Raw genomic sequence first — 20917 nt, 5'->3', positions numbered from 1 at the left:
AAAGAGGGCGATAGCCAGGCATACCGCACAAAATGCCTTGGCCACGGCGATCTCATCGACTTCAAAGTTTCTGTTTTTGAACCAGGACATGACCGGCTCCATTGACTCAACACCCAGCGTCAGTTGTATCAAAGGGCCCGTAAACCCTCAATTACCGCTCATTACAGATCAGATGCGTCCAGGATCCGCACCCGGGTGGACCGCTCAAGGCTATTGCCCGCTTGCGCACTGAAGTGCCCCGCCAGCGCTTCGCCGCAGCCACTGCAGCAGGCCTTGGCATCAAGCCCCCAGGCCCCCAGCTGGTAGCCATTGCGTTCTATCAACAACTGGCCGCAGCGGTGGCACCAGCTGCTGCCGCCGCGCCGGTCGCGCACATTGCCGGTATAGGCATAGTGGACGCCATTGGCCCGGGCGATATCCCGCGCCCGCAGCAGGGTGGCAGCCGGAGTGGGGGCGTGGTCAGGCATTTTCCAGTCCGGGTGAAAGGCGGTGAAGTGCATGGGCACGTCCGGCCCCAGCTCGGCGACGACCCAGCGGCTCATGGCGTCGATTTCCGCGTCGCTGTCGTTTTCTCCGGGAATCAGCAGGGTGGTCAGCTCCAGCCAGGTATCGGTTTCATGGCGGATGAACCGCAGGGTATCCAGCACCGGCGCCAGGCGGCCGCCGCAGATCCGGTAATAGAACCCATCGCTGAATGCCTTGAGGTCGACATTAGCGGCGTCCATCGCGCGGAAAAACACTGCGCGCGGCGCCGGGTCGATGTAGCCGGCGGTCACCGCAACGGTTTTGACCCCGACCTCGCGGCAGGCGGCGGCCACATCCACCGCGTACTCGAAAAATATCACCGGGTCGTTGTAGGTGAAGGCGACACTGCTGCAGCCGCTTGCCAGCGCGGTGCGCGCGAGCTGTTGCGGCGAGGCGGCATCCGCCAGGGTATCCATGTGCCGCGACTTGCTCATGTCCCAGTTCTGACAGAACTTGCAGGCCAGGTTGCAGCCGGCTGTACCGAAGGACAGCACCCGGCTGCCCGGGTAAAAGTGGTTTAGCGGTTTTTTCTCGATGGGGTCAATGCAGAAACCGCTGGAGCGGCCGTAACTGACCAGCTTGATTTCACCATCCAGGCGCTGGCGCACATAGCACAGGCCGCGCTGTCCCTCCTGCAATTTGCAGTGGCGCGGGCACAGGTCGCACTGCAGTTGCCCGTCTGCCAGCGGGTGCCAGTACTCCGTGCTAACAATGGTCGCGTTCATCACTTGTAAATTGAACCGGAAGAGCCATTATTCAAGTATGGCAGCTTTAACGCGATTCAGTTCCCCATGAACCTCCGGCCCGATGTACGGCCGCCGGCGGTGGCGGGCAGTTTCTACCCCGCGGATGCGGCGCAACTGCAGCACGATGTGGCAACCCTGCTGGCCCAGGCGCCGCCCCCTGCCCCGCCGCCACCGCGGGCGCTCATCGTGCCCCACGCCGGGTATATCTATTCCGGCGCCACCGCCGCCGCGGCCTACCGGCAGCTGGAAAGCCGTGCCGACAGCGTGCATCGGGTCATCCTGCTGGGACCGGCGCATCGGGTTTACCTGCAGGGGATGGCGGTCCCGTCGACAAGCGCTTTCGCCACCCCCCTCGGCGATGTGCCGCTTGACCTGGGGGGCATTGCACAGGCGCTGGCCCTGCCCGGGGTATGCCGTAACGACGAGGCCCACCGGCAGGAGCATGCCCTGGAAGTTCAGCTGCCCTTTCTGCAATGCGTCCTGGGCGATTTTACGCTGTTACCGGTCGTGGTCGGGGATTGCCCGGCAGCCACGGTGGCTACCCTGGTAGACAGCCTGTGGCGCGATCCCGGGACACTGCTGGTAGTGAGTTCCGACCTCTCCCACTTCCAGCCCTCTGACAGCGCCAGGCGCCACGACCTGGATTCCTGCCGGCGCATTCTCGCGGGCGACTGTGAGCTCAGGGGCAGCGATGCCTGCGGTGCCAGGCCCATCAACGGCCTGCTGGCCAGTGCCAGGGGCGGCACACTGCAGCGCCAGTTGCTGGATTACCGCAACTCCGCAGATGCCGGCGGCGATCGCCAGCGGGTGGTAGGTTATGGCGCATTCAGTCTCCACTGAACTGGGCCTAGCAGCAAGGCAGCGGCTGCTGGCCCTTGCCCGGCAGGCAATTTCCGGACATCAGCCACCGCCGGAGATAACGGCTGAGGCGGGGCTCGGGCAATGTTGCGGCGTATTTGTCACCCTGAAAAAGCACGGTGAACTGCGCGGCTGCATTGGCCAGCTGGAAGCCCGCCAGCCACTGCCGATCACCGTTGCCGATTGCGCCGCGGGCGCGGCGTTCCGCGACCCCCGCTTCCCTGCGCTGCAGGCGGGCGAGGTGGAGCTGGTCACCATTTCAATTGCGGTGCTGAGTCCCCCCCTGCCGCTGGCAGCAAGCGACAGGTCCTCGCTGCTGGCCCAGTTGCAGCCGGGGATAGACGGCCTGGTGATCGCCGAGGGCGAGCGCCGGGCCACCTTCCTGCCCTCTGTCTGGGAACAGCTGCCAGACCGCTCGCAGTTCCTGTCCCAGCTGCTGGCCAAGGCCGGGCTGCCGGCGGACTACTGGTCCGACGAACTGGCCTGCAGTCGCTATACCAGCTGCAACTTCAGTGAGCCTCCGCTGACGGGGCCGCGTAGCCCAGCTCGCGCAGGGTCGCGGTAATCTCCTCGAGGATGACCGGGTCATCAATCGTGGCCGGCATGTTCCAGGGTTCACCATCGGCGATACTGCGCATGGTGCCGCGCAGGATCTTGCCGGAGCGGGTCTTGGGTAGCCGGTCCACCACCGCGCACAGCTTGAATGCCGCCACCGGGCCGATGCGGTCCCGCATATGCTGGATGCTCTCGTTGATGATCTCCTCGGCGGGGCGATCGACGCCGGCGTTGAGCACCAGCAGGCCCAGCGGCAGCTGGCCCTTCATGGAGTCGGCCACACCAACCACCGCACACTCCGCCACGTCCGGGTGGTCTGCCAGTACTTCCTCCATGGCGCCAGTCGACAGCCGGTGCCCCGCGACATTGATGACATCGTCGGTGCGGGCCATCACAAAGATGTAGCCGTTATCGTCGATGTAACCGGCGTCACCGGTTTCGTAATACCCCGGGTAACGACTGAAGTAGGCGCTGATATAGCGGTCCTCGGCATTCCACAGGGTGGTAAAGGTGCCCGGAGGCAATGGCTGCTTGACCACCAGCGCGCCAATGTCGCCAGCGGCCATCTGCGCGCCGTCTTCATCCAGCACCTGGACATCGTAGCCGGGTACCGCCCTGGCCGGTGAGCCGGGGACTATCGGCAGCAGCTCGATGCCCAGGCAGTTGGAGCAAATGGGCCAGCCGGTCTCTGTTTGCCACCAGTGGTCTATCACCGGTACGCCCAGCTTGTCCTGGGCCCAGGCCAGGGTATTGGGGTCGCAGCGCTCACCCGCCAGGAACAGGGACTGCAGGCCGCTGAGGTCGTATTGCTGCAGGTACTTGCCTTCCGGATCCTCTTTCTTGATCGCGCGGAAGGCGGTGGGGGCGGTGAACATGACCTTCACCTGGTACTCGGCGATCACCCGCCAGAACGCCCCCGGGTCCGGCGTACCCACCGGTTTGCCCTCATAAATCACCGTGGTGCTGCCATTGAACAGGGGGCCGTAAACAATGTAGGAATGGCCCACCACCCAACCCACGTCGGAGGCCGCCCAGTAGACGTCGCCGGGCCTGGTATCGTAAACGTTTTTCATGCTCCACTTGAGGGCAACTATGCTGCCGCCGGTATCGCGCACCACGCCCTTGGGCTGGCCGGTAGTACCGGAGGTATACAGGATATACAGCGGGTCGTTGGCCGCCACCGGCACGCAGTCCGCCGGCTCGGCGGACGCCATCGCTGTGTCCCAGTCCAGGTCGCGCCCTTCCTGCAGCTCCGCCTGCTGCATGGGACGCTGCAGGATAATGCAGCTGCCGGGCTTGTGGTCAGCGAGATCGATGGCCGCATCCAGCAATGGCTTGTAGGGCACGATGCGCGTGGGCTCGACGCCACAGCTGGCGGAGACGATCACTTTCGGGGTGGCATCATCAATACGGACGGCGAGCTCATTGCTGGCAAAGCCGCCAAACACCACCGAGTGAATCGCGCCCAGCCTGGCGCAGGCCAGCATGGCGATGAGCGCCTCCGGCACCATGGGCATATAAATAATCACCCGGTCGCCTTTGCTGACGGCCCGGGCCGCCAGCACCCCCGCAAACCGGGCTACCTCGTCCAGCAATTGCGCATAGGTATAGCGGCGCTTGGTAGCGGTCACCGGGCTGTCGTAAATCAGCGCGTCCTGCTCACCCCGGCCCTGCTCAACGTGCAGGTCCAGGGCGTTGTAACAGGCGTTGGTGACGCCGTCGGCATACCAGCGGTAAAACGGCGGGTTACTGTCGTCCAGCACGCATTCGGGCGCCCGGTACCAGTGGATGTCCTGCGCCGCTTGCTGCCAGAGAGAGAGATTGCTCATAGGGGTACCCAGTTCTGTGATCACTGTGATGAAAATAACCGCTAGGCCATGGCTGTGGCAATACGACCATGGTGGTAGCTGCCTGAAGCGGATACAAGAGGCGGGAAACTTATGCCGGTCTATACTGCCTAACAGACAGAGAACCTGCAGGCCGGGACATCGGCGCAGGTGTGGCTCGTCCCCATAGTGGCCTGAGTTAACCTGCGCCATGCCTCGACCCTGGAGCAGCAACGTTGCGGGACCTATTCCGCACAGGAGGTACTATTATGGCTGCGTCACATCACCCTCTCGATCTTTACCCCGTTCACCGCGTACCCCCATCGCGCCCCTTTATCTGGCTCGCCGCCGGCTGGGACAGCATGATGCACAGCCTCGGTCCCAGCCTGGCCTACGGCGCGCTGGTGGCGCTACTGGGGGCGATGATACTCAACTACCAGGAGCACCCCCTGTATATCGCCGCCGCGGTCTGCGCGTTCCTGGTGGTGGGCCCGGTCATAACTGCTGGCGTTTGCGAACTCGCCCGGCGCCGGGACCACGGCGAAAGCAGCAACTTCCAGGACTCGCTGGAGGCCATCCGCCGCAATCGCCGCCACCTGCTGGGCCTGGCCGAGGTGCTGCTCTTTGTCGCCCTGGCGGGCTTTAGCGTGGCGGCACTGGCGCTGTACACCACCGTGGGCTCCATCGCCCCGGCCATCGAAGCCACGGTGTGGGGCAATGTGGTCGCGGAGTTGAGCAGCGCCCACCTGCTGGCTTACGGACTGGCCTTTGCCGCAGTTTCCACGGTAGTTTTCCTGCTGTCGGTGGTCAGTGTACCGATGATGATCGATCGCCACGTCGAACCCGGTATCGCCGTGCGCATGAGCCTGAGGGTCGCGGCGCGTGACCTCCCGGCGATGGTCATCTGGGCGGCGTTGATCATCAGCCTGGTGGCCTTTGGTTTCGGGACCCGCCTGTGGGGGATGGTGCTGGTAGTGCCCCTGCTGGGACATGCGACCTGGTACGCCTACCGGGATACGGTGGAGGAGGAATAGAACCAGGGCCTGTTCACACTACCTGGGCTGGCCCTGACGAGGGCACCCGGTGGTGCCCTCAACCCATCTCTCCAGAACGGGCAATCAGCTCTTCATTTTGGCCAGGGTATCGAATACCCGGGTCGCGAACCTGCCATAGGGCGGACGCAGGAACTGCATCGAGGTGAAGCCCGGCTGGTAGTAGACTGGACGCATCTTGGAGAAGGTCACAAAACCCTCACGGCCGTGGTAGTGACCCATGCCACTGGGACCTACCCCGCCAAAGGGAATGTCGTGCTGGGCCACATGGAACAGGGCGTCGTTGACCGTAACGCCGCCCGACATCACCCGCTCGATATACCTGTCGGACAGTATGTGGTCGTTGGTGAAGGGGTACAGGGCCAGCGGCCGATCCTTGCTGTTGATGTAGTCGATCACTTCCTGGTGATCCTGGTAGGTCATCACCATCAACAGCGGACCGAAGGTTTCGCGGTTGCGGATGGTCATGTCCTCGGTGGTGTCGAGCACCAGGTGCAGCGGGAACTTGCGGGTCTCGAAATTCGGCTGCTGCTCACCACAGAGATTGACGATGGTGGCGCCCTTCTCCTGCGCGTCGGCAAGCGTATCCGCCATGCGCTGCATGGAGCGATCGTCGATGATCGAGGTGTAGTCGACGTGTTCGATATCGGGGCAGTGCTTTGCCACGTAGGCCCTGGCCAGCGAAATGAATTCCTCGCGCTGGCTCTCATGCACAAAGACGTAGTCCACGTTGGTGCAGATCTGGCCAGCGTTGAACTGCTTTACAAACAGAATCCGCTCCACCGCCTTTTTCAGGTTGTAATTCGGGTCGATCACCGCCGGCGCCTTGCCGCCGAGTTCCAGCACCACAGGAGTGAGATTCTGGGCGGCAGAGGCCATCACCGCCCTGCCGGTCTGGCCGGAACCGGTAAACACCAGCAGGTCGAAGGGAATCCGGGAGAACTCAATACCGACGCCACCGGTCTCCTCGAAAAAGCGCAGTTTGTCGGCGGCAAAATACTTCGGCGACAGCTCCATCAACAGCCGGGTCAAATTAATCGAGTTCTCCGACATCTTGACCATGGCCCGGTTGCCCGCGGCAAAGGCCGCCGCCAGCGGCATGAACGACAGGTTGACCGGGAAGTTCCAGGGCACAATCATGCCCACCACACCCAGTGGCTGGGGAATGACCCGGTTCTTGCCGCCGGGAAACATGGTGATATCCACGTGCCGCTTCTGCACCTTCATCCATTTCTTCAGGTGCTTGATGGTGTCGTTGATGCCATCGGTAACCGAGATAATCTCGGCAAACTGACTCTCGTGGCGGGAACGATTACCATAGTCAGCGCTGATCGCCTCGAGGATGGCCTCCATGTTATCGGCAACCAGCGCCTTCAGGTTAAGCAGATCCTGCTTGCGCTGCTGGTAATCCGGGTTGGGTGCCGCAAGGTACTCCCGGCGCTGCAGTTCAAACTGGTCGCGGAGCATGGCGGCGGTATCGTTGGCGGCGGCTTGTTGGGCAGCAGTCATTGGGTGGCCTCACTGTTCGGGCTTACAAAGGGTAAGCACACAGTGTACGCCTGTTGCCACCGGATAAACTTGACATATTACGCATGCACAGCGGTCATTTCAGGTCAGTTTCGGGTGAGCCAGCGGGGTCGATTTTGCGTAACAAGGGCGACATTCACTCTGACCATTGCTGGTAACCAACATGACACTGCTCCACGAAACCATTCGCGTGAAACGACCCGCCGCAGAGGCCTTCGCCTATGTCGCCGACTTCACCACCACCGCCGAGTGGGACTCCACCGCCCGGGAGGCCACTAAACTGACCGCCGGTCCGGTCGCCGTCGGCACCCGCTTCCTGGTCAACTGCGCCATGCCGCTGGGTACCATCGACATCGAATACGAAGTCGCGGAGCTGGATCCGCCGCGCAAGATTCTGTTGCGCGGCAGCAGCCGCTTTTTCGACATCGAGGACACCATTACTTTCACCGGGTCCGGCAACAGCACGCGCATCGACTACCAGGCGCAGTTTCACTTCCGGCCATTGATAAAGCCCCTCACCGGCGCCATGGAGCCCGGCTTGCAACGCATGGGCAAGGCCTCCCTGCGAGGACTCAAGGAAGCGCTGGATGATCGCTTCCCCGCACCCCGTGAGCCCGACGACGCCCTTGCCGACAGGCTGGTACTGCCGAAACTGGCCCGCTTCACCCGTGTTGGCTATCGCCGGGGGCGCAAGCACTGGCACCCGGTCTCCGCCGATTTGCGGGGCAAGCACGTGGTCATCACCGGCAGTTCCACCGGCCTTGGCTTCGCCAGCGCCATGGAGCTGGCGCGTCGGGGCGCCGACCTGACCCTGGTCATGCGCAACAAGGGCAAGGCCGAGGCGGTCAGGCGGGAAATCCAGGCGGAAACCGGGAACGACAATATCGCCCTGGAGCTGGCCGATCTGTCCCTGCTGGCAGACGTGGACGCACTGGTGGCGCGGCTGAGCGACCAGGGGCGCCCCATCGACGTGCTGATCAATAACGCCGGCGCCCTGTACAACGAGTGGCAGGCCACCAGCGAAGGTATCGAGCGCAGTGTGGCGCTGCTGCTGTTAAGCCCCTACCGCCTGACCCTGGGCCTGAAACCGCTGCTGGCAGCAGCGGACGGGGCCCGGGTCATCAATGTGGTGTCCGGCGGCATGTACTCCCAGAAACTCTCGGTCAAGCGGCTGGTCTCCCGGGAGGATGAGGAGTTTGCCGGTGCCACCGCCTATGCCCGGGCCAAACGCGCGCTCATGGTGGTCACTCGCCACTGGGCCCGGACCTGGCGCAAGGAGGGCATTGCGGTCAACGCCATGCATCCGGGTTGGGCCGATACTCCCGGCGTACAGACGTCGCTGCCAACTTTCCACACCCTCACCCGCTTTGCCCTGCGCAGCCCCGAAGAGGGCGCCGACACCATCGTCTGGCTGGCGGCAGCCACCGAAGCGGGCAAACTCAGCGGCCAGCTGCTGCTGGATCGGGAACCGCAGACCCAGTACCTGCTCAAGGGCACCGAGGAGACCGCTGCCGAGCGCAAGAAGCTGTTCCGCTTCCTCGAGGCATACGCTCCGGCGGCGAACGCTACTGCGTCTCCCCTGCCCCAGGCAAAAGCAAGTTGAGTTCAACCGACCCGGTCATCTACTGGTTCCGGCAGGACCTGCGACTGAGCGACCTGCCGGCACTGAAAGCTGCCGCCGCCAGCGGCCATCCCGTCATTCCCTGTTATGTCCTCGACGATGACACCGCCGGTGACTGGGCGCCGGGCGGCGCCAGCCGCTGGTGGCTGCACCACAGCCTGGTCTCCCTGGCCGCACAAATCAGGGATAAGGGCGGCCGCCTGCTGGTTCGCAAGGGCGCCAGCCGCGAACTGCTCACCGAGCTGGTGCAGGAGACAGGGGCCAGGGCTGTTTACTGCAGTGAGGCCTACGAGCCGTGGAATCGCCAGCTGGAACGTGAGCTGGCGGCAGACCTGGAGCAACTCGAGGTGCCGCTGCACCGCCACGAGGGCAGCCTGCTGTTCCACCCCGATGCCATCCGCAACAAGTCAGGGCAACCATTCAAGGTGTTTACACCCTACTGGCGGCACTGTCGCCAGCTGGGCATACCCGCGCCGGGCAGTCGCCAGCAGCTGGCCCGGGGCCGCTTCAAGAACCACCGCCTCAAAGGCGTCAAAGCCGAGGACTGGGGCCTGCTGCCGGTATCCCCAAACTGGGCAGAAGGCTGGCTGGATCACTGGACACCGGGCACCGACGGCGCCACAGCCGCCCTGCGCCGCTTCACGGGCAATGGACTGGAGGGTTACGGCAAGGCGCGGGACTTTCCCGCCCTGCGCGGCAGCTCCCGGCTGTCACCCCACCTCCACTGGGGCGAACTGTCCCCCCGCCAGGCCTGCGCTGCCATCCTCGCCGCCGCTGCCGCTGGCGACAGCGACCGCCAGAAGTTCATCGCCGAAATCGGCTGGCGCGAGTTCAACCACCACCTGTTGTTCCACTATCCCCACATCCCTGAACGCCCCTTTAAACCGCGTTTCGAGCAGCTACCCTGGGGCGATTCCCGCAGCCGGCTACGGCGCTGGCAACAGGGCCAGACCGGTTACCCGATCGTCGATGCGGGCATGCGCGAGCTGTGGCACACGGGTTTTATGCACAACCGGGTAAGAATGGTCTGCGCGTCGTTCCTGACCAAGCACCTGCTGCTGCCCTGGCAGTGGGGCGCGCGCTGGTTCTGGGATACGCTGGTGGATGCCGACCTCGCCAACAACAGCTGCGGCTGGCAGTGGGTGGCGGGCTGCGGCGCCGATGCCGCGCCCTACTTCCGGATTTTCAACCCGGTGCTGCAGGGTCAGCGCTTTGACGCCGACGGCGCCTACATCCGACGCTGGGTCCCCGAGCTTGCCGATCTGCCAGACAAACACCTGCATGCCCCCTGGGAAGCGCCGGACGCTGCCATGGAAGCGGCAGGCATCTCGCTTGGCGATCACTATCCGCAGCCCATGGTCGATCACAAGGAGGCCAGGGCCGCCGCCCTGGATGCCTACGACGTACTCCCTTCCGGGGACGCCTCTGGATAGCGATAATCAATCCGCACCTGCTGCGACCGGCCCTCGGCGTCGCGAATATTGCTCACGCCCCTGAACTGCAGCAGGCGCCTGTCCCGCGCGTCATACTCCAGCCAAATGGGGGACACCAGCCTGGACAACAGCCAGTTATCCAGCGCCACGGTAAAACACATGCGCCCCTGCGGGCAGTCGTCGCCCACTGCCTTCCTCGCCGTCATGTCCAGCGGCTTGTCGCGGCCAGCAACCAGGAAGGGGAAACGCACGGTGTCGCCGTCAACCAGTTGCTGCCAGCGCCGGCGCACGTAGTGGTCGAAACCCGCGTCGATCACCAGTTCACCCCCGTCGTCACCCTTGATCCGCACGGTCTCGCCATGACGCAGGTCCTGCATCTCCAGTGACGGCGCCTGCAGTGAGTCCTGGTAGTTGACCACCTTGCGGGCGAACACCTCCCCGGCGGGGTTTTTATACTCCACGGTGCAGCGGTCGCCATCACTGGAACACTGGTGGATTTCGCGGTACCGCAGTTCGCCATCATCAACACCATAGGCGCTGCCGATCACATTCATCGCCGCCGCGTCCGCCGCCAGCACTGCGGCCAGCAGTACCAGGCTAACAGGACGCATGGGCCTGTCCTCGCGCGAACTGCAGTTCGAGTTGCCGGGCTAGAAACAGCATGGTGGGGAACAACAGTGCCCAGAGCAGCGCCAGCACAATCCCGCTGGCCGGCATGGCCCCGAATGCGATATCCGACAGCGACACCCCGAGGCGATAACTGAGGAAACCACCGACCGCGCCCAGCGATGCCGCCAGCACCACCCGGTCGCGAAGACCGGAAAACACGTGCAGCGAGGTGGTGGCCAGCACCGGCCACAGGGCCGACAGCCACAGCGGCGCGATCCCGCCCGAATCCTGCCGCAGGACAGCGGCGACAAACAGCAACTGGTCAATAAGCAGCCCCACAGCGCCCATCAGCAGGATGAATGTCCACTCACCCCTGCCCTTGCCCATGAGCAGCATGTGCAGGCCCACATGCAGCGCCGCCACGCACCAGGCCACCAGGGCAGACTGGGCGCTGACAATCAGCAGCCAGCTGATGTTGAACAGGGCGCCATTGAGGAGTTTCAGTTTCATGCCCGGGCGTCGAAGCGGTATCCCGGCTTGGCAAAAGTCAGCTGCACGGTACTGATAATCCGCTCGCGGAAGCCGCCCTCGCAATAGCACAGGTAGAATTCCCACATGCGTTCGAAGATGTCGTCAAAGCCCTGGGCCCTGACCTCATCCCTGGCCGCCATGAAGCGGCTGCGCCACTCGGCCAGGGTGCGGGCGTAATCCGCGGTGATATCGCGCAGGTTGACCACCTGCATATCAGTGTCCCTGGCGATATGCCGGGAAATGACCTCCACGGACGGCAGGCAGCCCCCCGGGAAGATATAGCGTTTGATAAAGTCGACGGAATCCCGGGCCTGGACGTAACGCTGGTCCTGTACGGTGATGGCCTGGATGGCAAACTTGCCCCCCGGCGCCAGCAGGTCGCTGCAGCGGCGGAAATACTCGGCGTAGTATTCGTGGCCGACCGCCTCGATCATCTCAATGGAGACGATCTTGTCGTAGCTGCCCTGGAGCTTGCGGTAGTCTTCACAGAGCACCGTCACCTGATCTTCGAGCCCGAGCGCGGCGACCTGCTCCCTGGCGTACTTGTACTGTTCGCGGGAAATGGTGGTCGTGGTCACCCGGCAGCCGTAGTGCCGGGCGGCAAAAATCGCCATGCCGCCCCAGCCCGTGCCGATTTCCAGCAAATGATCCTCCGGCTGCAGCTCCAGCTGCTGGCACAGCAAGTCCAGCTTGTGCAGCGAGGCCTGTTCCAGGCTGGCCCCGGCATGAGGATACACCGCGGAGGAGTACATCATGGTGGGGTCGAGAAACAGGCTGAAAAACTCGTTACCCAGGTCGTAGTGGGCGCTGATATTGCGGCGGGACCCGCTCAGGCTGTTGTTGTTTACCCAGTGCAGCCCCTTGAGGAGCAGCTGACGCAGCCGTGAGGAACCGGAGTCCATGGCCTCCATGGTGGCCATGTTGGCAGAGAACAGCCGGATCACATCCACCAGGTTGGGAGACGACCAGTGACCGGCCATGTAGGCCTCGCCGGACCCGATCACCCCGCCGGTCAGCACCTGCTGGTACACCGCGGCGTCGTGGACATTGATAACCGCGTGAATACCATTCGCCGCGTCGTCGCCAAAGTGCAGGCTGCGCTCCCCCTCGTGCAGGGTCAGGGAGCCGCCCTGCAGGCGGGACAGTACGCCGGTCAGCATCCGTCGGGCAAAGCCCTGGCCGCGCCAGTGACTGCGTATCCCGGGAAGGCGGATGGCACTTACATCGCTCATGTTCAGTTCTCGCTGTTGACTGTATCTGGATGGGGAATAAAGGGGATGCGCTTCAGCCACAGGCGCAGGGCCTGCCAGTAAATCCCGGTGGCGACCCGCAGGGTCATCAGCGGGTACAGCGCCAGGTAGCGGCTGAAGTAGGCCGGCGACTCGCCCCTGCGCTCGAGATGCAGGGTGGCATCGAACTGCTTGATGCCGCCCCGGGAGTTGGCCAGGTGCAGCACCAGTTTTTCGCCCGGCAGGTTGTTGCGCCAGTGATAGCGCATGTCCATCGGCATAAAGGGCGACACGTGCATGGCCTTGTCGAACTCGGCTTCCAGCCAGCCCTCGCGCCCTGCCGCCGGCAGCACATAGGCGCAGCGCTCGCTCCAGGGGGTATTGGTCACTTCCGCCAGTACGCTGTGCAGTGAGCCGTCATCGGCAAAACAGTAATAACAGCTGATGGGGTTGATCAGGTAGCCGAAGTAACGCAGATTGGCCAGCATCATCACCGGCCCGGTGGGTCGCTCCCCGGTCCGCGCCTGCACTTCATCGAGCACCGCCGTCTTCAGGGCGACCCGCGGGTCGCCGAAAAAGTCCTCCCGGCGGAAGCGGGCCAAAGCCCAGCGCCTGGCAGACCAGCCGCAGCTGCGCTCCAGCAGCGCCGGCAGCTCGTCCAGGTTGAGCAACGGCATGAACACGCGATAACGGAAACTGTGCCCCCGGGGGGCCAGCCTCCGGTGCGCGACCCAGCCGCTGTAAACGGCACTTTTCATGCGGCCGTGCCCACCCGCGCCAGGGGGGTGCCCGCCGCACGGGCGTCCACCCCGATACCCTCGGCCACCCGCAGCGCCGAGAACACCCCGTCCTCGTGGAAGCCATTGCGCCAATAGGCGCCGCAGAACCAGGTGCTGCCACCGTTGATCTCAGCCCAGCGTTCCTGGGCCGCGATGCCGGGCAGCGTAAACACCGGGTGCGCATAGTCAAACTGGCCGAGAATCTTGTTGGGATTGATAGCGGCCCGATCATTGAGCGTGACACAGAAGGTTTCCGGGGCATTGAGCCCCTGGAGAATATTCATGTTGTAAGTCAGGGTGGGACGCTGGGTGTCCGGCCGGCGCTGGTAGTTCCAGCTGGACCAGGCCCGCTCCAGTTTCGGCAGCAGCCGGGTGTCGGTATGCAGCGTCACTTCGTTGTTCTGGTAGGGAATGGCGCCGAGAATTTCCCGCTCCAGCGCCCCGGCGTCCGCCAGCAGGGCGAGCGCCTGGTCGCTGTGGCAGGCAAACACCACCGCGTCAAAATCCTCTTCCCGGCCGCCCTCGAAGCATAGCCGGGCGCCCTGCTCCACTCGCCGCACGCTGCTGATGGCCGCGCCGGTGTGAATGTTCCTGGCAAAGGGGTCGCTCAAGGGCTTGAGGTACTCCCGCGAGCCTCCCTCTATCACCCGCCACTGAGGCCTGTTGCGAATGCTGAGCAGCCCGTGATTGCGGAAAAAGCGGACAAAAAACTGTAGCGGAAAGTCGAGCATGACCGGCACATCGGCGGACCAGATCGCCGCGCCCATGGGCACCAGGTAATAGTCGACGAAGGCCCGGCCGTAGTTGCCGCGCTGCAGATATTCCCGGAGGCTCATATCGGGACTCAGCCTGCCCGCTTCCAGGTCATCCACCGCCTGGCGGTTGAAACGCATAATATCCCGCAACATGCCCAGGAAGCGGGGCGAGACCAGGTTGGCCCGCTGGGCGAACAGCGTGTTCAGGCTGGAACCGGCATACTCCAGCCCGGACTCGCGGTCCGCCAGGCTGAAACTCATTTCGGTGGCCTTGCTGGACACCCCCAGTTCGTCCATCAGGGCGATAAAATTGGGGTAGGTCCAGTCGTTGAACACGATGAACCCGGTATCGATGGCAAAACGCCGCCCGCCCATGGCCACATCTACCGTGGCGGTATGGCCACCGATGCGCTCCGCCCGCTCGAAGACATGAACCTCATGCTGCCGGTGCAGGTAATAGGCGCAGGAAAGCCCTGAAATGCCAGAGCCGATAATCGCGATTTTCATGGTGCTGCAAATTCCCGTGTAAGCTGCTTTCTGGCCTAGTTACGGGTCGACCGAGACGCCGGATCAACACCGTAAAGTCTTTCTTATATCAGGTGATCCGTAAAGAGCGCAGGCGCGTACAAGCCCCTGACAATGATAGAATCCGGGAAAATGCAGTGACCCAAGCAAGAGCGAGCGCAACGATGTCCAACACCGCAGGCATGGATTCCACCGGCAGACGGGACGATGAATGGAGCCTCTGCCTGCAGCGTGTCGCGGAGGAGCGGGACCGAGAGGCCTTCGCCAGGCTGTTTGGGCATTTTGCCCCGCTGATCAAGGCCTTCGCCCTCAACGGTTCAGCACTGGCGGCGGCACACGCCGAGGAACTGGTGCAGGAAGTCATGATCAAGGTATGGCAGAAGGCCGCGGCCTTCAACCCCCACAAGGCCGCCGCCAGCACCTGGATTTACACCATTGCAAGAAATTGCAGAACAGACATGTACCGGCGCCTGCAGAAGTTTGACACCCCGATCAGCGCCGACGATATCTGGCCCGAGGCGGAGTCCGACGAACTGTTCGCCGCGGTGCAGCAAAAGCGGGAAGCGGCGCGCATCCGCGAGATGCTGCAGGAATTGCCCCACGAGCAATGCCAGATCCTGATGAAAGTTTACATGGAAGGAAAATCTCACAGCGAGGTTGCTGAGGAGCTGGACCTGCCCCTGGGTACCGTCAAATCCCGGGTGCGTCTGGCAATGAAGAAACTCCAATTGATGGTTGAAAGATAGAGTTATGGCTAACTACCACCCCGACACACGATTACTGAACGAGTACGCCTCGGGCACCCTGCCCCTGGCCCAGTCAGTATGCGTGTCACTACACCTGAATTACTGTGAACAGTGCCGCCGCAACCACCAGCGGCTGCAGCAGCTGGGCTCGGCGCTGTTCGAGGAAATGGCGCCACAGCAGGTAGACGACTCCCTGCTGCGCACCGTCCTGTCGCGACTGGACGACGAAGCTCAGCCGCTCAGCTACCAGAACATGCCGGCGAGCGATGCGCCCCCGCCCCTGATCCAGCGCCTGATGCGTGGCGATTACGATGACCTGGGCTGGGACAAAGTGACCTCCGATGTGCGGATCAGCCGCCTGCGCACCGGCGATGTCGACAACGAGTTTGCCCTGTATCACATCAAGGCTGGCGCCAGCATTCCCAAACATACCCACAAGGGCACCGAGTTGACCCTGGTGCTGGAAGGCGGCTTTTCCGACGAGGAGGGGCACTACGAGGTGGGCGACTTCATCATCCGGGATGCGCAGCAGCAGCACTCGCCCACCGCCACCCGGGATCGCGACTGCATCTGCATCGGCGTGCTTGATGCGCCGATAAAGTTCACTGACTGGAAATACCGGGTGGTCAACCCGTTCCTGAGGATCCAGCCCAGCTGACCAGGACCGCAACCCGCCCAAGGCCGCATTCGCGGCCTTTTTTCTGCCCGCCGAGGCATCCGATGCCCGGCCCTGCTCGTACCTAATTCAACCTGAATCAATGAGGACTACCAATGAATGCAATCGTCCCCGAGAAAGCGCTACTTGCCGAGGCGCTGTCACCTGAAGCCGACAGGGTCCGCCGGGCGCTGATCGAGGCGGGACTGGAGACGCCGATGTCCCCCACCGGCCTCTCCGCCGAGGAGAAGTACCAGCGCCTGCACCAGTCATTCACCGATGTGCTGAGCACGCTGGGACTGGATTTGCGTGACGACAGCCTCAGCGAAACACCCCACCGTATCGCCAGCATGTACCTCAACGAAATATTCTCCGGGCTCGATTACCAGCAGTTTCCCCGTATTTCCGCCATCGATAACAAGATGCGGGTGGATGAGATGGTGCTCATCGACGACATCGAACTGGTGAGCACCTGCGAGCACCACTTCATCACTATTGATGGCTTCGCCCGGGTTGCCTACATCCCCGGCGCCAGGGTTATCGGCCTGTCCAAAATCAACCGCATCGTGCGCTTTTTCGCCCAACGCCCGCAGGTACAGGAACGCCTGAACCGGCAGATTCTGGTGGCCCTGCAGACCCTGCTGGACACTGATGACGTGGCGGTCAGCATTGAGGCGACTCACTTCTGCGTCAAGTCCCGGGGGGTCATGGACGGTAACTCCAGCACCAGCACCCTGGCCCTGGGCGGCCGCTTCAAGACGGACCCGCAGCAGCGGGCAGAATTTCTCCGCCGCTGACTCCGGCGCACCCCTCCTGCGGCAAAATGCCGCGGGGCCCCACTGCCGCCTTGCCCGGGGCGGCAGCGTGACGGTACAGTTGAGTCCGTCTGTGCGCAGTGTCCGTTGATTTCGCTCAACCACCCGATCTGCCAATAGCACATAATTGACATCAACAGGGACGGCTGCAGGAAATCAATGTACCGACAGGATCCAGCGATTGCCGCGCAGGTCACCGCCGCCATGCGCGACCTGCCACGAGATCACTTCATCGAAATGAGCGACGCCTCGCTGGTCCACGGGCGCAGCATCCCGCCTACCAATGCGGTATCGGAAATACTGCATCACGCCGCCATCGGGCCGGAGCACAACGTACTGCTGGTCGGCACCGGCGCTGGTTACCTGGCCGCTTTGGCCAGCAAGCTGGCCGACCGGGTAGTCGCCCTGGAAATCTGCCCGGCCATGGCCCGCCAGGCCCAGCGGCGCTTCAACGACCTGGGGCTGTGCAACCTGATCCAGCGCACCACCGACGGCAGCGAGGGTGCGCCGGAGCTGGGGCCCTACGACCGCATTTTCGTTGCCACACCCAAAGTCATCGACAAGGGGCCGCTGATCGCCCAGCTCGCTGATCGGGGGCGCCTGCTGGCGATTGAACAGGGGGAGAACGACACCCTCATCCTCACCCGCTACACCGTCAGTGAACTGGGCACCCCGCTGCGCAAGGAACTGGCGATGATGGACTTCTCCCGCGACACCGGGCTGACCCTGCTGGATATGGGCATGGTGGACCAGGTCATGCTCTCCGAGGCCAGGCGACTGGCCCGGGACAAGAAGCTCCCGGTCATCAAGGTGCTGCGGGACAAGCTGAATATGGAGGACCTGCCGCTGTACCGCCGGCTGGCAGAGGAAAACGGCATGCCCTTCGCCGCCATCGACGACCTGCTGCCACAGGTGCAACCGGAGCTGATGGAAGGCTTTTCCCGCAGTTTTCTCGACAGCCATCACCTGATCCCCTTGCGGGTGGCAGGCCATACCCTGGAAGTGGTCACCGATGACCCCGACAGCAAGGTCGACGATATCTACCACATGTATCCCTACGACCAGGTCAACAAGATTCTGGTCACACCCAATGACTTCAAACGCCTGTGGACGACCGTGGAGCTCTCGCTGCAGGGTAACGCCCACCAGCTGTGGGCCGCCAAGCCGGAACCGGAAGAGGACAATGACGACCTGCTGGACCGGGAAAAAACCCGGATCGAGGCCCATCTGATCACGCTTTGTGATGCCCTGTTGCTGGACGCGGTCAGTGACGGCGCCAGTGACCTGCATATCGAGCAGTACAAGTCCCACGTGCGCATCCGCCTGCGGGTGGATGGTGACCTGCACGACCTGAACCACTATCACCTGTCACCCCAGGAGGCGCGCGGCCTGGTCAACGTGATCAAGATCAGGGGCGACATGGATATCGCCGAGAAACGCCTGCCCCAGGGTGGCCGCTCCCAGCTGACCGCGGGCGGCATCAGCTACGACCTGCGGATCCAGGTCCAGCCTTCGCTGCACGGGGAAGCGGTGGTTATCCGCCTGCTGCCCCAGTCCGGTAATATCGTGGCCATCGAGGACCTGGGCATGAGCGCCCGCCTGATGCGCTCCTACCGGCGCATGCTGCAAAACCCATCCGGGCTGGTACTGGTCGTGGGGCCCACCGGCTCCGGTAAGTCCACCACCCTGTATGCCGGCCTGACGGAACTGGCCAAGGACGGCCGGCGCAAGGTGCTGACCATCGAGGACCCGGTGGAGTACTCCATCGACGGCATCCAGCAAACCTACACCCGGCCCGACATTGGCTTCAACTTCGCCGACGGCATGCGTTCCTTCGTGCGCCTGGATCCGGACGTCATCCTGGTGGGGGAGATTCGCGACACCGAAACCGCGGTAGAAGCCATCCGCGCCTCCCAGACCGGGCACGTGGTGCTCTCGACCCTGCATGCCAACGATGCCGTGGATGCACTGCAGCGGATTTACGACCTGGATGTGCAGGCCAATTCAGTCGCCAGTGAACTGATGGCGGTGATTGCCCAGAAACTGGCCAAGCGGGTGTGCCCGGACTGCCGCCAGGAAGCCGAACCGGACCCGCAAATTATCGCCGAGCTGTTCCCCGAGGGCACACCGGACAGCTTCCGCTGTTACCAGGGGGCCGGCTGCGAGAACTGCGGCGGCCGCGGCACCAAAGGCCGCATTGGGGTGGTGGAGTACATGCAGGTCAACAGCGAGATCCGCACCGGGATATCCCTGCGCTACCCCATCGCCCAGCTGCGGGCGCTGGCGCTCGACTCGGGATTGATTACCATGCGCGACAGTGCCCTGAATCACGTTATCGACGGCACCATTCCCCTGTCGGAACTGCCGCGGGTGCTGCCCTCGGATCGCATGGCGCCGGAAAAACGGGGAGCCAGCTAAGTGACGGACAAGGCAATTCAGCGGCTGCCGGCCGAATCCTATTACGCCGGGGAACTGGCCATGCTGCGGGCGCAGGACAAGTGGCCGAAACCGCCCGGCTGGCTGCTGTCGCCAAAAGGGGTGGAAACCTTCGTGCTGGGCGACGCGGACGCCGGCATCGCACCCAAGTTTGTTGCCCCCCGCGAGATTGTCACCCGGGTCATTGTCTCGCTCGCCACCCAGCGCGGGGCGATGCTGGTCGGCGCCCCCGGCACCGCCAAATCCTGGCTGTCGGAACTCATTTGCGCGGCGATCTGTGACGATTCCACCCTGATCATCCAGGGCGGGGCGATAGCAACCGTGCAACAGCTGCTGTACACCTGGAACGGCGCTATCCTGGAGTCGAAAGGTCCCTGCATGGAGGCGCTCATCCCCGGGCCGATCTACCGCGGCATGGAGCAGGGCCTGCTGGTCCGCTACGAGGAGATCGCCCGCTCCTCCCCGGCGCTGCAGGATGCGCTGCTGTCTATCATGTCCGAGCGTTCCATCACCATCCCCGAATTGGCCGGCGACGACGCCATTCTCTACGCCCGTGACGGTTTCAACCTTGTGGCTACGTCCAATACCACGGATGTCGGGGTCAATGAGATGAGTTCGGCGCTCAAGCGGCGGATGAACTTCGAGACCATCCGCCCGATCAGGAATGTGGAGGACGAGATCGGCGTGGTCATGCGCGAGGCGGAAAAGGCACTGACCGCCTCCGGCGTGAAGGTGAAGCCCGATGCCGAGATCATCGAGGCGCTGGTGATCATTTTTCACGAACTGCGCAACGGCCAGTCACTGGACGGGCGCAGCACCGACCGGCTGGCCTCGGCGGTCATGTCCACCGCGGAGGCGGTATCCGTGGCGCACGCCATGGGCGTGTACTCCTACTACTACCGGGAAGGGAAAATGCTCGCCGAGGACTTCACCGACTTCCTGGTGGGGGCGGCGATCAAGGACAATGTCGCCGACCTCAAACGCATGAACCACTACTTCGAGACCGAGGTGGCGAACAAGGACGGCAAGGTCTGGGAGACTATTTTCCAGCGCTGGCAGGCCTCTTTCCGCTTCTAGGGCCAGATTCAGGTGTCCTCTTCCCTGAGCCTGATCGGGCCGAACTGCTGCGGGAACTTGCCCTCCATGCCGCGGTAAAACCCGCGCAGGTAATCCATGTCGGCGACCACGTCGCCGGTGGTCTCCAGGGGCGGACCGAAGCCCCCGCGTTTGCGGCCAAAATCTAGAAAAGAGGGCACCACCGGCACCCCCGCCTGCCTGGCAATGTGGTAAAAACCGGACTTCCAGTACTCGGCCCTGGCGCGGGTGCCCTCTGCGGGCACCACCAGCACCAGCTCCGCCCGCTGGGAAAAAGCATCGATCATCGCGTCTACCGTGCGCATATTCCGGTGGCGCCTGACCGGCATGCCGCCCAGCGCGCGCATGAACCAGCCCAGGGGCGGCCAGAACAGCGAGTGCTTGGCCATCCAGGTTACTTTCATGTCGAAGGCGGCGGCGAACAGCAGCATGAGGGGGAAGTCCCAGTTGGAGGTGTGGGGCGCGGCTATCAGCACATATTGCGGGCAATCCGGCTTCGCGCCTTCCAGCGTCCAGCCAAGCCAGCCCAGCAGTGTGCGGGCCAATGACTGTTTCATGGCTTAATCAACCGTGGTGAGGGGCGCGCAGAGTAGCACAGC

General features: G+C 63.4%; 19 protein-coding genes. 10 read left to right on the top strand and 9 right to left on the bottom strand.

All coding sequences use genetic code 11. The annotated features are described in order from the left end of the window. Positions 1 to 161: 161 nt before the first annotated feature. On the bottom strand, positions 162 to 1250 hold the full coding sequence (gene amrS, locus DWB85_RS07440; protein WP_117953585.1) for an AmmeMemoRadiSam system radical SAM enzyme: 1089 nt from the start codon (positions 1248 to 1250) through the stop codon (positions 162 to 164). A 66-nt stretch (positions 1251 to 1316) separates the two neighbouring features. Between amrS and amrB the strand changes: the two genes are divergently transcribed. Both amrB and amrA read left to right on the top strand, forming a co-directional pair. Then, the gene (amrB, locus tag DWB85_RS07435; RefSeq protein ID WP_117953584.1) at positions 1317 to 2111 is read left to right on the top strand and encodes an AmmeMemoRadiSam system protein B; all 795 of its coding nucleotides are present in this window, start codon (positions 1317 to 1319) and stop codon (positions 2109 to 2111) included. Continuing rightward, positions 2089 to 2694 (top strand): AmmeMemoRadiSam system protein A, encoded by a 606-nt coding sequence (gene amrA / locus DWB85_RS07430; protein ID WP_117953583.1) that lies wholly within the window; start codon positions 2089 to 2091, stop codon positions 2692 to 2694. The genes amrB and amrA overlap by 23 nt, the downstream gene beginning before the upstream one ends. Here the strand turns inward: amrA and DWB85_RS07425 are convergent. After that, positions 2639 to 4513, bottom strand: coding sequence for a propionyl-CoA synthetase (locus DWB85_RS07425; protein ID WP_117953582.1), 1875 nt, complete (start codon positions 4511 to 4513; stop codon positions 2639 to 2641). The two genes, amrA and DWB85_RS07425, sit on opposite strands and share 56 nt — an antisense overlap. A gap of 266 nt (positions 4514 to 4779) precedes the next feature. On the opposite strand from DWB85_RS07425, the gene DWB85_RS07420 reads away from it, so the two are divergent. Next, entirely contained in the window at positions 4780 to 5544 is a 765-nt protein-coding gene (locus DWB85_RS07420) for a DUF2189 domain-containing protein (RefSeq protein WP_117953581.1), read from the top strand. Between the two features lie 84 nt (positions 5545 to 5628). On the opposite strand, the gene DWB85_RS07415 is transcribed toward DWB85_RS07420, so the two are convergent. Next, positions 5629 to 7071 (bottom strand): coniferyl aldehyde dehydrogenase, encoded by a 1443-nt coding sequence (locus DWB85_RS07415; protein WP_117953580.1) that lies wholly within the window; start codon positions 7069 to 7071, stop codon positions 5629 to 5631. 181 nt (positions 7072 to 7252) lie between these two features. Between DWB85_RS07415 and DWB85_RS07410 the strand changes: the two genes are divergently transcribed. Both DWB85_RS07410 and DWB85_RS07405 read left to right on the top strand, forming a co-directional pair. After that, complete coding sequence (locus DWB85_RS07410; protein ID WP_117953579.1) at positions 7253 to 8692, top strand: SDR family NAD(P)-dependent oxidoreductase; 1440 nt, start codon at positions 7253 to 7255, stop codon at positions 8690 to 8692. Continuing rightward, positions 8689 to 10143 carry a cryptochrome/photolyase family protein gene (locus tag DWB85_RS07405; RefSeq protein ID WP_117953578.1) on the top strand — a complete coding sequence of 485 codons (1455 nt, stop codon included), beginning with the start codon at positions 8689 to 8691 and terminating at the stop codon, positions 10141 to 10143. Before DWB85_RS07410 ends, DWB85_RS07405 begins: the two co-directional genes overlap by 4 nt. Here the strand turns inward: DWB85_RS07405 and DWB85_RS07400 are convergent. From DWB85_RS07400 to DWB85_RS07380, 5 genes are read right to left on the bottom strand one after another with little or no spacing between them, the layout of a single operon-like run. Next, positions 10107 to 10754 carry a hypothetical protein gene (locus DWB85_RS07400; RefSeq protein ID WP_117953577.1) on the bottom strand — a complete coding sequence of 216 codons (648 nt, stop codon included), beginning with the start codon at positions 10752 to 10754 and terminating at the stop codon, positions 10107 to 10109. The two genes, DWB85_RS07405 and DWB85_RS07400, sit on opposite strands and share 37 nt — an antisense overlap. Beyond that, a complete protein-coding gene (locus DWB85_RS07395; RefSeq protein WP_117953576.1) occupies positions 10741 to 11262 on the bottom strand; it encodes a DUF2878 domain-containing protein in 522 nt (173 codons plus the stop codon). Before DWB85_RS07395 ends, DWB85_RS07400 begins: the two co-directional genes overlap by 14 nt. Further along, on the bottom strand, positions 11259 to 12515 hold the full coding sequence (locus DWB85_RS07390) for an SAM-dependent methyltransferase (RefSeq protein ID WP_117953575.1): 1257 nt from the start codon (positions 12513 to 12515) through the stop codon (positions 11259 to 11261). The genes DWB85_RS07395 and DWB85_RS07390 overlap by 4 nt, the downstream gene beginning before the upstream one ends. 2 nt (positions 12516 to 12517) lie before the next feature. Continuing rightward, entirely contained in the window at positions 12518 to 13270 is a 753-nt protein-coding gene (locus DWB85_RS07385) for a DUF1365 domain-containing protein (protein ID WP_117953574.1), read from the bottom strand. Continuing rightward, complete coding sequence (locus DWB85_RS07380; RefSeq protein ID WP_117953573.1) at positions 13267 to 14553, bottom strand: NAD(P)/FAD-dependent oxidoreductase; 1287 nt, start codon at positions 14551 to 14553, stop codon at positions 13267 to 13269. The genes DWB85_RS07385 and DWB85_RS07380 overlap by 4 nt, the downstream gene beginning before the upstream one ends. 155 nt (positions 14554 to 14708) lie before the next feature. Between DWB85_RS07380 and DWB85_RS07375 the strand changes: the two genes are divergently transcribed. The 5 genes from DWB85_RS07375 (at position 14709) to DWB85_RS07355 (ending at position 20300) form a co-directional block, all read left to right on the top strand. Continuing rightward, positions 14709 to 15317, top strand: a complete 609-nt coding sequence (locus DWB85_RS07375) for a sigma-70 family RNA polymerase sigma factor (protein ID WP_338055634.1) — start codon at positions 14709 to 14711, stop codon at positions 15315 to 15317. Positions 15318 to 15321: 4 nt separating this feature from the next. Further along, positions 15322 to 15975 (top strand): ChrR family anti-sigma-E factor, encoded by a 654-nt coding sequence (locus tag DWB85_RS07370; protein WP_117953571.1) that lies wholly within the window; start codon positions 15322 to 15324, stop codon positions 15973 to 15975. Between the two features lie 113 nt (positions 15976 to 16088). Beyond that, complete coding sequence (folE, locus tag DWB85_RS07365) at positions 16089 to 16769, top strand: GTP cyclohydrolase I FolE (RefSeq protein WP_117953570.1); 681 nt, start codon at positions 16089 to 16091, stop codon at positions 16767 to 16769. 177 nt (positions 16770 to 16946) lie between these two features. Further along, the gene (locus DWB85_RS07360; protein ID WP_117953569.1) at positions 16947 to 19205 is read left to right on the top strand and encodes an ATPase, T2SS/T4P/T4SS family; all 2259 of its coding nucleotides are present in this window, start codon (positions 16947 to 16949) and stop codon (positions 19203 to 19205) included. After that, on the top strand, positions 19206 to 20300 hold the full coding sequence (locus DWB85_RS07355) for an ATP-binding protein (protein ID WP_205422681.1): 1095 nt from the start codon (positions 19206 to 19208) through the stop codon (positions 20298 to 20300). It begins immediately after the preceding gene. An 8-nt stretch (positions 20301 to 20308) separates the two neighbouring features. Here DWB85_RS07355 and DWB85_RS07350 read toward each other — a convergent pair whose 3' ends face one another. Beyond that, positions 20309 to 20875 carry a lysophospholipid acyltransferase family protein gene (locus DWB85_RS07350; protein ID WP_117953568.1) on the bottom strand — a complete coding sequence of 189 codons (567 nt, stop codon included), beginning with the start codon at positions 20873 to 20875 and terminating at the stop codon, positions 20309 to 20311. Positions 20876 to 20917 lie beyond the last annotated feature (42 nt).

The organism is Seongchinamella sediminis (assembly GCF_003457605.1).
Lineage (GTDB): Bacteria > Pseudomonadota > Gammaproteobacteria > Pseudomonadales > Halieaceae > Halioglobus > Halioglobus sediminis.
Note: the sequence above shows the minus strand (reverse complement) of the source record. Positions and strands in the feature narration are given on the sequence as shown.

Excerpts from the sequence above, each read along its gene's own strand:
- amrS (WP_117953585.1), bottom strand. The coding sequence starts at position 1,250 with ATGAACGCGACCATTGTTAGCACGGAGTACTGGCACCCGCTGGCAGAC.
- amrB (WP_117953584.1), top strand. The coding sequence starts at position 1,317 with ATGAACCTCCGGCCCGATGTACGGCCGCCGGCGGTGGCGGGCAGTTTC.
- amrA (WP_117953583.1), top strand. The coding sequence starts at position 2,089 with ATGGCGCATTCAGTCTCCACTGAACTGGGCCTAGCAGCAAGGCAGCGG.
- DWB85_RS07425 (WP_117953582.1), bottom strand. The coding sequence starts at position 4,513 with ATGAGCAATCTCTCTCTCTGGCAGCAAGCGGCGCAGGACATCCACTGG.
- DWB85_RS07420 (WP_117953581.1), top strand. The coding sequence starts at position 4,780 with ATGGCTGCGTCACATCACCCTCTCGATCTTTACCCCGTTCACCGCGTA.
- DWB85_RS07415 (WP_117953580.1), bottom strand. The coding sequence starts at position 7,071 with ATGACTGCTGCCCAACAAGCCGCCGCCAACGATACCGCCGCCATGCTC.
- DWB85_RS07410 (WP_117953579.1), top strand. The coding sequence starts at position 7,253 with ATGACACTGCTCCACGAAACCATTCGCGTGAAACGACCCGCCGCAGAG.
- DWB85_RS07400 (WP_117953577.1), bottom strand. The coding sequence starts at position 10,754 with ATGCGTCCTGTTAGCCTGGTACTGCTGGCCGCAGTGCTGGCGGCGGAC.
- DWB85_RS07395 (WP_117953576.1), bottom strand. The coding sequence starts at position 11,262 with ATGAAACTGAAACTCCTCAATGGCGCCCTGTTCAACATCAGCTGGCTG.
- DWB85_RS07390 (WP_117953575.1), bottom strand. The coding sequence starts at position 12,515 with ATGAGCGATGTAAGTGCCATCCGCCTTCCCGGGATACGCAGTCACTGG.
- DWB85_RS07385 (WP_117953574.1), bottom strand. The coding sequence starts at position 13,270 with ATGAAAAGTGCCGTTTACAGCGGCTGGGTCGCGCACCGGAGGCTGGCC.
- DWB85_RS07380 (WP_117953573.1), bottom strand. The coding sequence starts at position 14,553 with ATGAAAATCGCGATTATCGGCTCTGGCATTTCAGGGCTTTCCTGCGCC.
- DWB85_RS07370 (WP_117953571.1), top strand. The coding sequence starts at position 15,322 with ATGGCTAACTACCACCCCGACACACGATTACTGAACGAGTACGCCTCG.
- folE (WP_117953570.1), top strand. The coding sequence starts at position 16,089 with ATGAATGCAATCGTCCCCGAGAAAGCGCTACTTGCCGAGGCGCTGTCA.
- DWB85_RS07360 (WP_117953569.1), top strand. The coding sequence starts at position 16,947 with ATGTACCGACAGGATCCAGCGATTGCCGCGCAGGTCACCGCCGCCATG.
- DWB85_RS07350 (WP_117953568.1), bottom strand. The coding sequence starts at position 20,875 with ATGAAACAGTCATTGGCCCGCACACTGCTGGGCTGGCTTGGCTGGACG.